12 protein-coding genes are annotated in these 13884 nt (G+C 65.2%); 5 read left to right on the plus strand and 7 right to left on the minus strand.

What is annotated here, in order from left to right:
* Positions 1–188: 188 nt before the first annotated feature.
* Complete coding sequence (locus ACSHT2_RS24385; protein WP_440637027.1) at positions 189–950, plus strand: hypothetical protein; 762 nt, start codon at positions 189–191, stop codon at positions 948–950.
* 147 nt (positions 951–1097) lie between these two features.
* Here ACSHT2_RS24385 and ACSHT2_RS24390 read toward each other — a convergent pair whose 3' ends face one another.
* A complete protein-coding gene (locus ACSHT2_RS24390) occupies positions 1098–1868 on the minus strand; it encodes an alpha/beta fold hydrolase (protein WP_440637029.1) in 771 nt (256 codons plus the stop codon).
* Positions 1869–2019: 151 nt separating this feature from the next.
* Positions 2020–2484 carry an Hsp20 family protein gene (locus ACSHT2_RS24395; RefSeq protein ID WP_440637031.1) on the minus strand — a complete coding sequence of 155 codons (465 nt, stop codon included), beginning with the start codon at positions 2482–2484 and terminating at the stop codon, positions 2020–2022.
* A gap of 205 nt (positions 2485–2689) precedes the next feature.
* On the opposite strand from ACSHT2_RS24395, the gene ACSHT2_RS24400 reads away from it, so the two are divergent.
* Positions 2690–3637, plus strand: a complete 948-nt coding sequence (locus ACSHT2_RS24400; RefSeq protein WP_440637033.1) for an alpha/beta fold hydrolase — start codon at positions 2690–2692, stop codon at positions 3635–3637.
* Between the two features lie 118 nt (positions 3638–3755).
* Here ACSHT2_RS24400 and ACSHT2_RS24405 read toward each other — a convergent pair whose 3' ends face one another.
* Both ACSHT2_RS24405 and ACSHT2_RS24410 read right to left on the minus strand, forming a co-directional pair.
* Positions 3756–6530, minus strand: coding sequence for a di-heme-cytochrome C peroxidase (locus tag ACSHT2_RS24405; protein WP_440637035.1), 2775 nt, complete (start codon positions 6528–6530; stop codon positions 3756–3758).
* Positions 6531–6701: 171 nt separating this feature from the next.
* Positions 6702–8498 carry an adenylate/guanylate cyclase domain-containing protein gene (locus ACSHT2_RS24410; protein WP_440637037.1) on the minus strand — a complete coding sequence of 599 codons (1797 nt, stop codon included), beginning with the start codon at positions 8496–8498 and terminating at the stop codon, positions 6702–6704.
* Between the two features lie 231 nt (positions 8499–8729).
* Here ACSHT2_RS24410 and ACSHT2_RS24415 point away from each other — a divergent pair, with 231 nt between their 5' ends.
* The gene (locus tag ACSHT2_RS24415; RefSeq protein WP_440637039.1) at positions 8730–9362 is read left to right on the plus strand and encodes a LysE family translocator; all 633 of its coding nucleotides are present in this window, start codon (positions 8730–8732) and stop codon (positions 9360–9362) included.
* 39 nt (positions 9363–9401) lie between these two features.
* Entirely contained in the window at positions 9402–9812 is a 411-nt protein-coding gene (locus tag ACSHT2_RS24420; RefSeq protein WP_440642919.1) for a GFA family protein, read from the plus strand.
* Positions 9813–9814: 2 nt separating this feature from the next.
* Here the strand turns inward: ACSHT2_RS24420 and ACSHT2_RS24425 are convergent, their stop codons facing one another.
* Positions 9815–10567: a sulfite exporter TauE/SafE family protein gene (locus tag ACSHT2_RS24425; protein ID WP_440637041.1), complete on the minus strand. Its 753-nt coding sequence runs from the start codon at positions 10565–10567 to the stop codon at positions 9815–9817.
* Positions 10568–10656: 89 nt separating this feature from the next.
* Here ACSHT2_RS24425 and ACSHT2_RS24430 point away from each other — a divergent pair, with 89 nt between their 5' ends.
* Positions 10657–11547 (plus strand): LysR substrate-binding domain-containing protein, encoded by an 891-nt coding sequence (locus tag ACSHT2_RS24430; protein ID WP_440637043.1) that lies wholly within the window; start codon positions 10657–10659, stop codon positions 11545–11547.
* Between the two features lie 62 nt (positions 11548–11609).
* Here the strand turns inward: ACSHT2_RS24430 and hisN are convergent, their stop codons facing one another.
* Both hisN and ACSHT2_RS24440 read right to left on the minus strand, forming a co-directional pair.
* Positions 11610–12392 (minus strand): histidinol-phosphatase, encoded by a 783-nt coding sequence (gene hisN, locus ACSHT2_RS24435; protein WP_440637045.1) that lies wholly within the window; start codon positions 12390–12392, stop codon positions 11610–11612.
* Positions 12393–12910: 518 nt separating this feature from the next.
* Positions 12911–13801 (minus strand): N-formylglutamate amidohydrolase, encoded by an 891-nt coding sequence (locus tag ACSHT2_RS24440; RefSeq protein ID WP_440637047.1) that lies wholly within the window; start codon positions 13799–13801, stop codon positions 12911–12913.
* Positions 13802–13884: the final 83 nt, after the last annotated feature.

Here is a 13884-nt window from a genome sequence, read left to right on the forward strand (position 1 = left end):
TCCCGATATGTCAATCAATCGCTTTCCAAAAGTTGCGCGGCCCCGGTTTTGAAGCAAACGCGCCCCGATCCGGCCCCGCGCGCGCCGAAATCCCCAATGAAGCTTCGGATCAACCCTTCGGAAAGGCGCGCCACGCCGCGAGAAGCGAAAGAGGGCGGCCATCGGGGCCTGACAGGAGCGTCTCGACCATGAAGTTTTTCACAAGATCTGTGGCCGCCGCCGCGCTGGTGCTGGCCGCAAGCGCGGGCCATGCCCAGGTTCCCGCGAGCGGTATCCCGAGCGGGGCTGTGATCGCGGTGTCGGATTTCGACGGCCCCTATGCGCCGCCGGAGGTCGCGCCGCCCCCGCCGCGTTACGGCTACAGCTATGGCTACGAGGAGCGTGGCCCGGCCCCGGCGCTTTTGCCGGCCACTGAGGTCTATGCGGTGCTGCGCGAAAACGGCTTCTCGCCGCTCGGCATCCCGCGCCTGCGCGGCAGCGTCTACACCATCGCGGTGATCGACCGCCGCGGCGACGATGGCCGGCTGGTGATCGACGCCCGCGACGGCCGAATCATCCGCTTCATGCCCGCCGCTGACGCCTACGGCATGGCGCCCGCCTATGGCGAACGCGCGGTCGCGCCGTATGGGCCGCAAAGCGCGCTGCCGCCGCCGACCGTGATCCGCAGCGGCCCGCCGCGGCCGCCAGCTCCGATCCCGCATGTGGCAAGCCGCGCCGTGCCGCTGCCCAAGGCCGCCCCGCGGCGCGCCGAGACGCCGGTCGCTGCGGCGAAGCCGGTGGCACCAGTGGCGCAGCAAGCTCAAGCACCGCAGGCCCAGCCTTCGCAGCAAGCGGCCGCCGTGCCGGCCGAGCCCGTGCCGCAAGCTGCCGCGCCGACCGTCGGTCAGGCCAAGCCAGCCCCGATGATCCTGCCGACACAGGAGATGCCGGCCGTGCAGGGGTTGGATTAGGGCGACGACGCGACAGTGCCCATCACACCCTCGCTGTCGTCCCTGCATGCCCTAGCGCCTTCGCGGGGACGACATCGGGGAAAGAGTTGGCCAAAACAAAAAGCGCCCGAACAGCTCGGGCGCTTTTTTTGCATTCACGCAATCACCTCAGCTTCGCGGATACCCCGCGGCGTCCAGGATCAGATTCGCGACCTCCTTCGGATGCGACACCAGCGAGAGGTGGCCGGCATCGAGCTCGATCGTGGTGGCGTTCATGCGCTTGGCGAGGAAGCGCTCGAAATCGGGGTTGATGGTGTAGTCGTTCTTCGACACCGCGTACCAGCTCGGCTTGGAGTGCCACGCCGCTTCTGTGGTGCGGCCCGCGAAGATCGAGGCCGCCGTCGGCCATTGCACCGCATAGAGCTCCTTGGCCTGCTCCGGCTTCACGCCATTGGCGAAGTATTTCAGGAAGGCGTCTTCCGAGAGCTTGGTGTAGCCGTCGCGCTCGACGATGCCGGCGCGCGCGGGTCCGGTCGGAAACTGCTTCGACAGCGCCACGAAATCCTCGTTCGCATCGGGCGCGCGGGCGGCGATGTAGACGAGCCCGGTGACCTTCGGGTCGGTGCCGATCTGGCTGATCACAGTGCCGCCCCATGAATGCGCCACCAGCACGGTCGGCCCGTCCTGCTCGGCCAGCGCACGCTTGGTCGCCTCGACGGAGTTCGCAAGCGATGACAGCGGATTCTGCACGGCGGTGACATGCAGGCCTGCAGCCTGGAGGATCGGGATCACCTCCGACCAGCTCGATCCGTCGGCCCAGGCGCCGTGCACCAGCACGACGTTCTTCGCTTTCACGGTCTGCAGTGTCTGCGCGTGAGCAAGGCCGAGTGGAGCCGCCAGAAGGCTCGCGGCGACAAGAAGGCTGCGCCAGAGTGACATGATCTTTTTCCGTCTTGTTCGGGTTTCGATGCCCCAAAGGACGGCGGGAGAGATGGCAGCGTTACTCGTCTTCACCGCTCTGTGATGCCATGCAAAACGAAAAAGCGCCCCGGGGCACCGGGGCGCTTTCGTAACTTGGAAGTCGCTTGGCTTAGGCGGCTTGCGCGGCCGAGTTCTCGATCACCTGCGCCTTGGCGCCGGCGTTGATCGCGATCTGGCGCGGCTTCTTCGCCTCGGGAATCTCGCGTACGAGGTCGACGTGAAGCAGCCCGTTCTCGAGCGAAGCGTCCTTCACCTGCACGAAGTCGGCAAGCTGGAAGGCCCGCTCGAAGGCGCGCGCGGCGATGCCGCGGTAGAGCACATCGTTCTTGCTGTTCTCGTTGGCGACTTTCTCGCCCTTGATCGTCAGCGTGTTTTCCTTCGCGACGATCGAGAGCTCATCCTTGGAGAAGCCGGAGACCGCAACGGTGATGCGGTAGGCGTTCTCGCCGGTACGCTCGATGTTGTACGGGGGGTAACCGGGGCTGCCGTCCGAACCGGCCTGGTCGAGCAGGTTGAAGAGGCGGTCAAAGCCGACGGTGGAACGGTAGAACGGGGTGAGATCGTAGGTACGCATGGTCAAGTCCTCCATTGAGCGACTGTTAGGCAACCCGCCCGCCAATCGGGCCGGGCTTTCGTCTGTGTGCAGCCTGATGTTCCGGTTCCGAAACACTGGTAGCGGCCTGCACGAAAGTGATATGGGTGGAACGAGACGGCGTTCAAGAGGGCGGGATAGGCGCCTTTTCGGCGCTCCCGCCCCTTGATTTCTAGCACTTCCAATCATGACGCTGGTCTCGATCCCGTCCAATCCCGTTCCCGAAAACGTCGTCAGCGGCACCATCAGGACCCCCGATGGCGCCGAGTTGCGCTTTGCGCGGTGGGCGCCGCCGGCGAACCGCAAGGGCACCGTCTGCGTCTTCACCGGGCGCAGCGAGCAGATCGAGAAATATTTCGAGACCGTGCGCGACCTGCGCGACCGCGGCTTTGCGGTGGCGATGATCGACTGGCGCGGGCAGGGCCATTCCTCGCGCCGCCTCCGCGATCCGCGCAAGGGCTATGTGCGCGACTTCTCCGATTTCGAGATCGACGTCGAGACCTTCGTGCAGCAGGTGGTGCTGCCGGATTGCCCGCCGCCCTTCTTCGCGCTCGCCCACTCCATGGGAGGCACGGTGATGCTGCGGGTGGCGCATGCCGGCAAGCGCTGGTTCGACCGCATGGTGCTGTCGGCCCCGATGATCGACCTGCCGGGGCGCACCACGTCGTTCCCGGTGCGTGCGCTGCTCAAGACGATGCGCCTGCTCGGGCAGGGCGGCCGCTACATTCCCGGCGGCAGCGACCGCCTCACCGGGCTCGATCCCTTCATCAACAATCCCCTGACCAGCGATCCCGTGCGCTATGCGCGCAATGCCGCGATCCTGGAGGAGGATCCGACGCTCGGACTGGCGTCACCGACGGTCGCCTGGGCCGATACGGCCTTCCGCGCGATGCACACATTCAAGCGCGTGAACTACCCCTCCCAGATCCGCCAGCCGATCCTGATGCTGGCAGCCTCCAACGACACCGTGGTCTCGACTGCCGCGATCGAGGAGTTCGCCTATCACTTGCGCGCCGGCTCCCATCTCGTGATCGCTGGCGCCAAGCACGAGATCCTGCAGGAGCAGGACCGCTACCGCTCCCAGTTCTGGGCCGCCTTCGACGCCTTCGTCCCGGGCACGCCGCTGTTCAAGTGAGAGGGGCGGAAGATCCGCAATCTCCGTCATGCCCGGGCTTGTCCCGGGCATCCACGTCCTTCGCGCCGCTATGAAGATCGTGGATGGCCGGGACAAGCCCGGCCATGACGACGACCCGCTACAACGTCTTCAGATACTCGATCAGATCGTAGCGCTCGGCATCGTCCTTGAACATGCGGCCGATGACGCCCGGTCGTTTCGGCTCGCCCTCCTTGAGCTCGAAGGAATGGCCGAGCAGGCTGTTGCCCTGGATCGGCTTGCCGTCAGCTCTTGTCGCAGAGAACTCCGTCTCACCCGTCTTGCAACGGTCGCTGGCGGTGACTGCGAAACCGACGGTGTCAGGATCATAGTCGCGGCGGCCCATGCAGAATTTTTGCGGGCGCTCGCTCGCCGGCTTCAGCAACCAGTACAGCGAAGGCACCGAACCGTTGTGCAGGTAAGGCGCCGTGGCCCAGATGCCGTTCAGCGGCCGCGCGCGATAGCGCGGATCGGGCGCCGGATTGAGACAGTTCTTGCGCGCGAGATTCCAGATTTGTGCCCGTTCGGCCTCCGGGATTTTCTCATCCTCCATCCATTTGCGGGCGACGAGATCGACCACCGTCATGAGGCCGAGCGCATAGACCATCTCGTTGGGAGAAGTGCTCGCGGTCGGGACCTCGCATTGCCACCATTTCTGCAGGTCGGACGTGTTGACCTTCAGGAAGCCGGGTACATCGAGGATCCTCTTGCTGAGAACAAGGGACTGCTCGGGATCCGTCTTGATCTCGTCGAGAGGGATCGTCACCGCGTTCAGGACCTTGCTGTCGCCGCTCGGCTCCCAATGTTTGGATGACCAGAAGGCCGGGGTGTCGATGGCCGGCAGGTGGCATCCGGAGCACATCTCGGCGTAGATGGCGCGGCCGCGCTCGACGCGATCGGGCTTCAGCTTCCATGCGTCGCCGAGGATCTGCGAGGGCCATTTCGGCGCGAGCAGGCCGCCGAACTTCGGACCGGTGGAAGGATCGGCCGCCTTGAATGGATCGGGACCTCTCAGCATGTCCTCGATCCAGCCGAGCGTCCTGATGTTCACCGAGGAGCGCCACAGCCTGTCCTCGGGATAGGCGTCGGACAGGTTGAGCAGGGCCGTCACCCCGAGAGCTTCGCCGGCGTTGCGGATCAGCGGCTGCTCGATCGAGGCGTCATACTGGGCGAACTTGAACCACGGCACGGTCCAGATCGCGGGGTAGCTGACCGGCGCGTCCTGGGCGTGCAGGTTCTTCTCGAATCCCTTGACGCCGCTCATCGCAAGGTCCTGCGAGAAGACCTGGTTGCCGATGCGGTTGAGGGCGTCGAGGCGGCCGAACCCCTCCTCCGTGTCCTGCTGCTGCTTGCCGTCCCAGGTCTTCTTGCCCTCGATCGTCTTCTCGTAATTCTTGGCCCAGTCGATCAGGAAGTTGCCGGTCGCGCTGAGCTTCTGCTTGAGCGCGGCGCGGTCCGCCTTGCTGGCCTCAGGGCCGAGCACGCGATCGGCAAAGCGCTGGAAGCGGAACGGGACGTACAGGGTGTAGGCGATCGACAGGCCGGTCACGAGCTCGAGCTTCTTCAGGTCGGTCATCGCCGCGCCGCCGTCGAAGCGGACATCGACGCCCTGGTAGTGGATCTGGCCGGTATGACAGGCGGCGCAGGTCAGTCCGATCTTGTCCTCTTCGCGGCGGCCCGTCGCGGGGTCGACGACACCGGTCATCCGCGCAAAGCCGACCGGCAGGCCGTCGACGTTCTCCGCCGGCGTCCATCTCGTCGACCAGTCCGACACCTGTGTCGTCTCGTAGACATTGGCGTAGCCGAAGCGGCGCAGCGTCGCCGTGTCGGCCTGGATCGTCTGCGGGCTCGGGATGAAGCCGAAGCGCTCGAGATAGGCGCTGTCCTTGATCATGCCGGGCTTCGAGAACAGATGAAGCTGCGGCTGCTCCAATGCCACGAACCACTCATAGGGCACCGGGAAGGTCGCGGTGCCCTGGCTGGCATGGTGAAACCAGTGGCGGTCCTTCAGCGACCAGTTTTGCTCGAGCCAGTAAGCCGCCTTGGTTTCGGGGACCGCGGGCAAGGGCGGCGGCAGCAGATTCGCGAGCACGCCCTTCTGGGGCAGCACGGCGCGGACCTGATTGGGGAATTCGGCCACGGCCACCAGGGCGACGAGGCCAAGGCCGATGACGAACGCCGTGAGCGCGACCGCCCAGCGAAAGCGGAGCTGGCAGGCCGACAACAGCGGCTGCGACAAAATCCGCTGATTGATACGCTCGGGGAATTTGCGCTCCTCGAACAGCGTGCGCACGTCGGCTACGCTGAGATAACGCTCCTCGTCCCGCTTGCCTTTGCCCATGATCTTCAAGAGGATGGGCCATTCGAATTTCATCAGCAGCGGGTAGTACCAGCGCGCGGCGTTGCCGGCGCGCTTGAGGTTGTCGCGCATGAAGGTCTTGATTTCGGCGGCGTTGAGGCCGGGCTCGCTGCTGCCGGTGTTCGGGTCGGTATAGGTCCGGCCGAAGCTCGCGAACCGCGCGATCTCGTCCTCGTTGACCTTGCCGTCGACGCCGAGGATACGCGAGCCGGCGCCGCGCTTGTCGAGCGGACCGCCGCGCAGCGCGTCGAGCTGCGCACCCGACCAGATGCTCTTGAGGATGTGGCCGATTCCGTTGGCGATGAGCGCAACGCCGCGGACCTGGATGCGGGCCGAGATCTTCTTCAGCCCCGTCTCACCGCTCGCATTCGCGATGGTCTGCGACAGCGCGTTCAGCGGGACGGTCCCGCCGTCGACGAAACCTTCACCGACGAGGCCGCGCAGGAACGGGCAGGGATTGTTCGGCGAGACCGGGATCGAGGGATCGAAGGGCGGCTTCGAAGCGGGGTGATGCATGGCCCAATCCTGAAAACAGCGAGTCGTAAAAAGCAGGCGCGCTGTTAGAGCGCGGAAAGTCCTAACAAACCGACAGCAGGATATACCACTTCAGCGTGCAATGAAGTGTGGCTGACTTCACTGTCCTGTCAATAAAAGCCGGTGCGAGACCCCCCGGACGCGGGCAGTTTCTCAGGACTCGGCGGCGCGTTTGACGTCGCTCTGCACCAGGGCCAGCTTGCCGACCGGTACGCCGGCCTTCAGCAATCCCTCGCGATAATGGGCGAGGTCCTCGGGTCGCTTCCAGTGGAAGTTGCGCAAGTGACGATCGACGTTCAGCGCCGGATAGTTTGCCATCAGCACGCCGGTCGCCTCGCTCGCTTCGTCTGTCCGTCCCAATTGTGACAGCGCCGCGGCGCGGATCGCCAGCGCCTGCATGTGGTTCGGATTGATGTAGAGCTGCTCGCGGGCCCAAGACAGGGTCGCGTCATATTGGCGCAACAAATAATGGCTGAACGCGTTCAGCGCGGCCCATTGGTAGCGCGGGTCGCTGTTGTCGCGCTGCGCGGCCATCGAAAACAGCTCGATCGCCTCGCGGTGCTCGCCGATCATGAAATGGCAGATGCCGAGCACGCCGCGCGCGCCATTGTCGTAGGGGTTGAGCGCGACCGCGCGCTTGGCGGCGTCCATCGCGGCCTCGTGATGTCCCTCCATCGCATGGGCCCACGACAGGATCGAGAACGCAAAGGAGGAGCGCGGGTCGAGGCGCACGCTGGTTTCGGCGAGGTTCATCGCCTCGGCCCACATCTCGCGCGTGCCCTTGACCCAGCCGAACTGAATGCTCTGGATCTGGATCGTGGCCAGATAGGCGTGTGCGATCGACAGTTTGGGATCGAGCCTGATGGCCTCCCGGAACAGGTCGACGGCGGCGGCCAGATCCTCCTTGGTATGCCGATAGTAGTGCGACAGCCCCTTGAGGAAACGGTCCCAGGCGCTCACGTCGGTCGAGAGCCGCGCCGGCGCCGAGGCCTCGGCACGCACGATCTCGGTGGCGACCGCGGCGGACAGGTTGGTCGTGATCTCGTCCTGCATCGCGAAGAGGTCGCCGATGTCGCGGTCGTAGCGGCCGGTCCAGAGCTGCTCGCCGGTCTCCGGCGCGATCAGCTCGGCCGTGACGCGGATCTTGGCACCGGCGCGCCGCACCGAGCCCTGGATCAGATAGGTGGCGTCGATCTCGCGCGCGATCAGGCGGGTGCTCGTGTTCTTGCCCTTGAACGCGAAGGTCGAGTTGCGGCTCAGCACGCGATAGAAGGATTGCAGCGACAGCGCGTGGATCAGATCCTCGGTAAGGCCGTCGGAGAAATATTCGTCCTGGGCGTCGCTGAGATTGGCGAAGGGCAGCACGCCGACGATCGCGGTGCGGTACTGCTGCGACAGCGTCGACGCTTCCCTGAGCTCGGGAGCGAGGGCCGGTGCGCCATCGGGCGTCCAGGTCCAGACCCCGACCGCATCCCTGATGTTCTTGAAGCGATGATTGCCGGCATCGACCAGCGGCACCGAGAGATGCTTGCTCGCCTCTTTGTAGGCCTTGGCCGAGATCGCGAAGCCGCCGGGGCTCGCCACGGATTCCAGGCGGACGGCGATGTTGACATCGTCACCGAAGACCTCGTCCTCGTCGGCGATGACGTCGCCCATGTGGATGCCGAGCCGGAACTGCATGGCACGGTCGCCGGGCAGATGCTGGTTGCGCTCCGCCATCACCGTCTGCATCGCGATCGCCGCCTCGGTGGCGCCGACGATCGAGGGGAACTCGAGCAGGAAGCCGTCGCCGGTGTTCTTCACGACGCGGCCGCCGTGATTGAGGATGATGGGATGGATCGCTGCGCGATGGGCCTTGAAGGCGGCATGTGTGCCGGCCTCGTCGCTGCCCATCATGCGCGAATAGCCGGCGACATCGGCGCAGACAATGGCGGCCAGACGTCTTTCCATATCCGCGAAGCTCCAAGGGAATTGGTAAGCACCTGGGACCGGCCACGGCGTGGCAGTCGCCTCATCCCGCATTTCAAGAACCCTCCCTTTATAAAGCAGATGAGGCCCAGCGGAAGCATGATCCGCATTGCAAATTCGAGGTAAATCCTAAGCGATCCCGGCGGTGGACGGGGACGAGCGAACCGATTAAGCGGAACCAACGCGCCCGGACGGGCGGCGGGAGAAACTTGCATGCTGGGCATTCACGAGATCGGGCTTTTCATCCTGTCGGGCGTACTGCTCAACATCACGCCGGGGCCGGATTCGGTCTATGTGATCGGCCGCAGCATGCAAATGGGCTGGCGGGGCGGCGCCGCTGCCGCCTTGGGCATCAGTTGCGGCTGCTTTGTCCATGTCGCGGGCGCGGCGATCGGGCTTTCGGCCCTGCTGATGGCCTCGTCGACCGCCTTCTCGATCCTGAAGCTGGTCGGCGCGGTCTATCTCGTCGTAACCGGGCTCCAGATGCTGTTGTCGCGCCCGGTGCTGGCGTCGGCGATCGACGAGCCGGTGCGGAGCTCATTGCGGCGGGTCTTCCTCCAGGGTGTCTTCACCAACGCGCTCAATCCCAAGGTCGCGCTGTTCTTCCTGGCCTTCCTGCCCCAATTCGTCGCAGCCGATGCGCCGCACAAGCCGCTCGCCTTCCTGACGCTCGGCCTGATCTTCATCTTCACGGGGACGCTGTGGTGCCTGGTGCTGGCCGCATTCGCCGCCAAGGCCGCGCACCGGCTGCGGCAGTCCGAGGGCGCCATCGCCTGGGTCAATCGCGCGCTTGGCGGCCTCTTCATCTATCTCGGCATCCGCGTCGCCATGCTGGAGACGCGGTAGCTCGTTCGGACGAATGACTGGAGCATGCGGAGGGTTTCGATGATTCGTGGAAGCTGTCTATGCGGCGCCGTGCGTTTCGAGATCGACGCGGTGCGTTCGCTGACGCATTGTCACTGCGCCAATTGCCGCAAGCTGACCGGTGCGGCATTCGCCACCTACGCCCATGTGGATGCGGACAAGTTTCGCTTTGTCGCGGGCGAGGACGAAGCGGTGCGTTACGAATCCGCGCCGGGCAGTTTCCGCTATCGCTGCAAGACTTGCGGCTGCCTTACGCCTGGCAAGGCGAGTTGTCTCGAAACCGTCAGCATTCCCGCCGGCCTGCTCGATGACGACCCGCAGCTAAAGCCGCGCCTTCACGTGTTTACGTCGTCCCGCGCGCCGTGGTGGACGATTCAGGACGATTTGCCTCAGTACGAAAAATGGGTGCCCGGCTACGCACCCGGGTCGTAGCCTCAGGCCAATTCCTTCGCCAGCGCGCTTCCCGCGAGATAGAGGCCGAGCAGGATCATCGCGATCAGGAACCAGCGGCGAAACGCTTCGGCCGGCATCCGCGCGCGGACCGACTGGCCGATGAACATGCCGGCAAAGGCCATGGCGAGACCCACGGCGCCGGGCACGACATTCGCGGGCGTCAGCAATCCGACCGCGGTCAGGTTGAAGGCGAGCGCCAGCGTCGCCGTCGTGAAGAACACGCCGAGCGCCTGCACCAGCTCGTCCTTTTCCATGCCGATCGCCTGCATGAACGGCATCGAGGGGATCACCTGCACGCCGGTCGAGGCCGAGATCACGCCGGTGACGACGCCGACCACGCCGCCGACCCATTTCTCGTTCTCGGGTGCGACGCGGAACTGGAACTTGTTCAGGCCGATCACGGCGTAGGTGACGAGCAGGGCGCCGAGCACGATCGTGCCGTAGCGCGCATGCGGGCCGGTCAGCGCGCCGGCATTGAGCCAGCATCCGATCACGGTGCCGATCATCAGCGGCCACAGCCGCCTCAGGATGTCGCGCAAATGAGGGCCGATGAAGGTCTGCCAGATGTTGGTGATGATGGCGGGCACGATGACGATGGCGATGGCGCGGCTTGGGGCCATGCTCACCGCGAGCAGGCCCATGGACACCGTCGGCAAGCCGAGCCCGACCACGCCCTTGACGAATCCGGCAAGCAGGAAGACGGCGGCGATGAGAATGAGAAGCGGGTCGATCATCACTGCACATTGACCGATGCCACGATCGGGCACAATCTGGAGGTTACGGAGACAGCCTTCGTCAGGAGCGAAGGCTAAGGAGACACGGCATGCGCTTCGACCTCGTCGACCTCCAGCTCTTCATCGCGGTCGCCGACCAGCGCAGCATCACACGCGGTGCCGAGCGCTCGCACCTGGCGCTGGCCTCCGCCAGCGCACGCATCAAGGGGCTCGAGGATGCGCTCGGCGTCGCGCTGCTCAAGCGCGGACGCCGCGGCGTCGAATTGACCGCGGCCGGCGAGAGCCTGCTCGATCATGCGCGGCTCGTCATCCACCAGATCGACGCCATGCGCGGCGATCTTGCCGGCTTTGCCAGTGGTTTGCGCGCCAGCGTGCATTTCCTCGCCAACACCTCGGGGCTCTCGGAGCATCTGCCGAAGGCGCTCGCCGGCTTCCTGCGTGCGCATCACGACGTCGCCGTCGACATCGAGGAGCGCGAGAGCACCGACATCGCGGCGGCGATCACGACGGGCGCCGCCGATCTCGGTTTCGCCGCCGAGCACGCGCTACCTGACCATATCGAGCGCTTCGTCTTCAGCGAGGACCGCCTGACGCTGGTGACCTCCCGCCGCGGCCCGTTCGCCGGCCGGCGCCAGATCGACTTTCAGGAGGCGGGGGCCTGCGACTTCGTCGGCCTGACCAGCGCCACCGCGCTGCAGGTGCACATCTCGAAGCACGCCGCGCGGCTCGGCCTGCGCCCGCATTTCCGCGCGCGCCTGCGCGATTTCGACGCGATCTGCCAGATGGTCGCCGCCGATGTCGGCGTTGCCCTGGTGCCGGAAGCCGCCGCGCGGCGCTGCGCCAGGACCATGCCGCTCGCCATGGTCCGCCTGCGCGATGCCTGGGCTAACCGGCGGCTCGTGATCTGCGCGCGAAACTTCAAGACGTTGCCGCGGCCGGCGAAGATGCTGGTGGAGCATTTGCGGTCAGAGGCGGTGTGAGGTGCTTCCACGCAGGCGGTGCTTGATCTCCTTCGTCCAAGGAGCCGCCTGCGTGAGAGTTGTTATTGGTTCAAAAGCCTCAAGGCCTCTTCGTGAACCCTCGCGTCGCCGGCCGCGATGATGCGGCCGCCGCCCTGGGCCGGCTTGCCTTCCCACGTGGTGACCACGCCGCCGGCACCGGTCACGATCGGGATCAGCGCCGCGATGTCGTAGGGCTTCAGCTCGGTCTCGATCACGAGATCGACATGACCTGCGGCGAGCATGCAATAGGAATAGCAGTCGCCGCCATAGCGCGACAGCCGCGCACCCTGCTCGATGCGGCCGAAGATGGCGCGGTCGCTCTCGTTCATCAGCAGGGGACTGGTGGTGTAGGTGGTGGCCTCCGAGAGCGAAGCGCAGCGGCGGACCTGGAGCCGGCGCTCGCCGGAGGGGCCCCTGTAATTGGCCGAGCCGTTGTCGCCGGAAAAGCGCTCGCCGATGAAGGGCTGGTGCATCATGCCGTAGACCGGCGCGCCCTTGTGGAGCAGCGCAATCAGCGTGCCCCAGATCGGAAAGCCGCCGATGAAGGATTTGGTGCCGTCAATGGGGTCGAGCAACCAGACATACTCGGCATCGTCCTGCTCATTGCCGAATTCCTCGCCGACGATGCCGTGCTGAGGGAAATTGGCCCTGATCAGCCGCCGCATCACCGCCTCCGCGGCGCGGTCGGCCTCCGTCACGGGGTCGAAATCCTTGGTCTTGCTCTTGTCGTCGACCGACAGCGAGGTGCGGAAGAACGGCAGGATGGTTTCGCCGGAGGCGGTGGCGAGCCGACCGATGAAGGCGGAGAAGTCGATCACCGTCACGGGAATCCTCGAAGCGAAGGTTGGCTGAAGCTCGCCTCCTGCCTAGCCCAATTCGTCCCCCGGGTGCAGCGCTGTCTCGATTTGCTCCCTGGTATTTTGGATGCCGAGGCGTGCTGCCTCATCCCAGTCATCTGCTGGCCAAATATCGATCACGGAGTTGAAAACTACGTTCCGAAGTTGCCTCGTTCGTATGCAAATGACTATCAACCCATTGAATTTCCTTATCAAAGAAACTGAATCTGGGTTTCTCTGGAAGCAACCGAGCCATGTGCGAATTGCATGGGAAATGGCTCAAAAGGCCTTGCACTTTGTGCGGCGCGGTCGCATATTGTTGCGGTGCGGTAGCGCTTGGCGTTACCGCTGCCCTCCTTGGGCGTTTCCTCCCTAGACTTGGGCCGCTTCTTCATCAGAAGCGGCCCTTTTTTCTTTGCGCCTCTTTTTGTTTCGGGTGCGCAGCGAAGCGAAGACGCGTTCGCGCCAATCGCAGACAACATGATCGTACGACGAAGAGCCGGCGCCTATTCCGCCGCGGCCTGGAACGGGCCGAGATCGGCGAACGGAATCGTGGTGGCCAGCACGTCGGCGAGAACGCCGAAGTCGGAGGCCACTTGCGCAAAGCGTGCACTCCGCTCGCGCCGCCGCTCGTCCATGTAGATCGCGCGGTTGAGCTCGAGCTGTACCGCGTGCAGGCCGCTTGCGGGATTGCCGTAATGTTCGGTGATGAAGCCGCCGGCATAGGGCTTGTTGCGGCCGATCGAATAGCCGAGGCCCGTCATGGTCTCCTCGACGCGATCGGGAAGCAGCGGCGTGCAGCTCGTGCCGTAGCGGTCGCCGATCACGACGTCGGGTCGGCGCGGCTCGTCCCTGCTGACGCCGACCGAGGGCATCGAGTGGCAGTCGACCAGCACCACGGTGCCGAACATCTGGTGCACCTTGTTGATCAGCCGGCGCAGCGCGCGATGGTAGGGCTTGTACAGCGCCTCGATCCGCCCCAGCGCATCGTCGACCCGGATGCGGTCGCGGTAGATCTCCTGGCCGTCGCCGACCACGCGCGGAATGGTGCCGAGGCCGCCGGCGACCCGCATCGAGCGGGTATTGGCAAAGCTCGGCAGCCGTCCGCTGAACATGCGGGGGTCGAGCTCATAGGGCTCGCGATTGACGTCGACGTAGGAGCGGGGAAAGTTGACCCGCACCGTCGGAAAGCCACGATCGCTCAAATGGCCGATCAGCTCGTCCATGAACGAATCTTCCGACCGCCGCAGCGTCGGCAGGTCGATCCGCGACGCCGCCAGGAATTCGTCCGGATAGGTCGAGCCCGAATGGGGCGAGTTGAAGATGACAGGCGCGCGCCATTGGGCGGGCTCGAAGATCTCGAAGGCTGGCGACATGTCGCCGTCAAACCGGGTCATCTTCTCAAGCTTCGTCCTTACTCAGGCTTCGCCCCCTCGGCGCCGCACGATCCGGAAAGCTCCGGCTCGAATGATTCGGCCGG

The organism is Bradyrhizobium sp. PUT101 (genome assembly GCF_052043945.1).
GTDB lineage: Bacteria > Pseudomonadota > Alphaproteobacteria > Rhizobiales > Xanthobacteraceae > Bradyrhizobium.

Excerpts from the sequence above, each read along its gene's own strand:
- ACSHT2_RS24385 (WP_440637027.1), top strand. The coding sequence starts at position 189 with ATGAAGTTTTTCACAAGATCTGTGGCCGCCGCCGCGCTGGTGCTGGCC.
- ACSHT2_RS24390 (WP_440637029.1), bottom strand. The coding sequence starts at position 1,868 with ATGTCACTCTGGCGCAGCCTTCTTGTCGCCGCGAGCCTTCTGGCGGCT.
- ACSHT2_RS24395 (WP_440637031.1), bottom strand. The coding sequence starts at position 2,484 with ATGCGTACCTACGATCTCACCCCGTTCTACCGTTCCACCGTCGGCTTT.
- ACSHT2_RS24400 (WP_440637033.1), top strand. The coding sequence starts at position 2,690 with ATGACGCTGGTCTCGATCCCGTCCAATCCCGTTCCCGAAAACGTCGTC.
- ACSHT2_RS24405 (WP_440637035.1), bottom strand. The coding sequence starts at position 6,530 with ATGCATCACCCCGCTTCGAAGCCGCCCTTCGATCCCTCGATCCCGGTC.
- ACSHT2_RS24410 (WP_440637037.1), bottom strand. The coding sequence starts at position 8,498 with ATGGAAAGACGTCTGGCCGCCATTGTCTGCGCCGATGTCGCCGGCTAT.
- ACSHT2_RS24415 (WP_440637039.1), top strand. The coding sequence starts at position 8,730 with ATGCTGGGCATTCACGAGATCGGGCTTTTCATCCTGTCGGGCGTACTG.
- ACSHT2_RS24420 (WP_440642919.1), top strand. The coding sequence starts at position 9,402 with ATGATTCGTGGAAGCTGTCTATGCGGCGCCGTGCGTTTCGAGATCGAC.
- ACSHT2_RS24425 (WP_440637041.1), bottom strand. The coding sequence starts at position 10,567 with ATGATCGACCCGCTTCTCATTCTCATCGCCGCCGTCTTCCTGCTTGCC.
- ACSHT2_RS24430 (WP_440637043.1), top strand. The coding sequence starts at position 10,657 with ATGCGCTTCGACCTCGTCGACCTCCAGCTCTTCATCGCGGTCGCCGAC.
- ACSHT2_RS24440 (WP_440637047.1), bottom strand. The coding sequence starts at position 13,801 with ATGACCCGGTTTGACGGCGACATGTCGCCAGCCTTCGAGATCTTCGAG.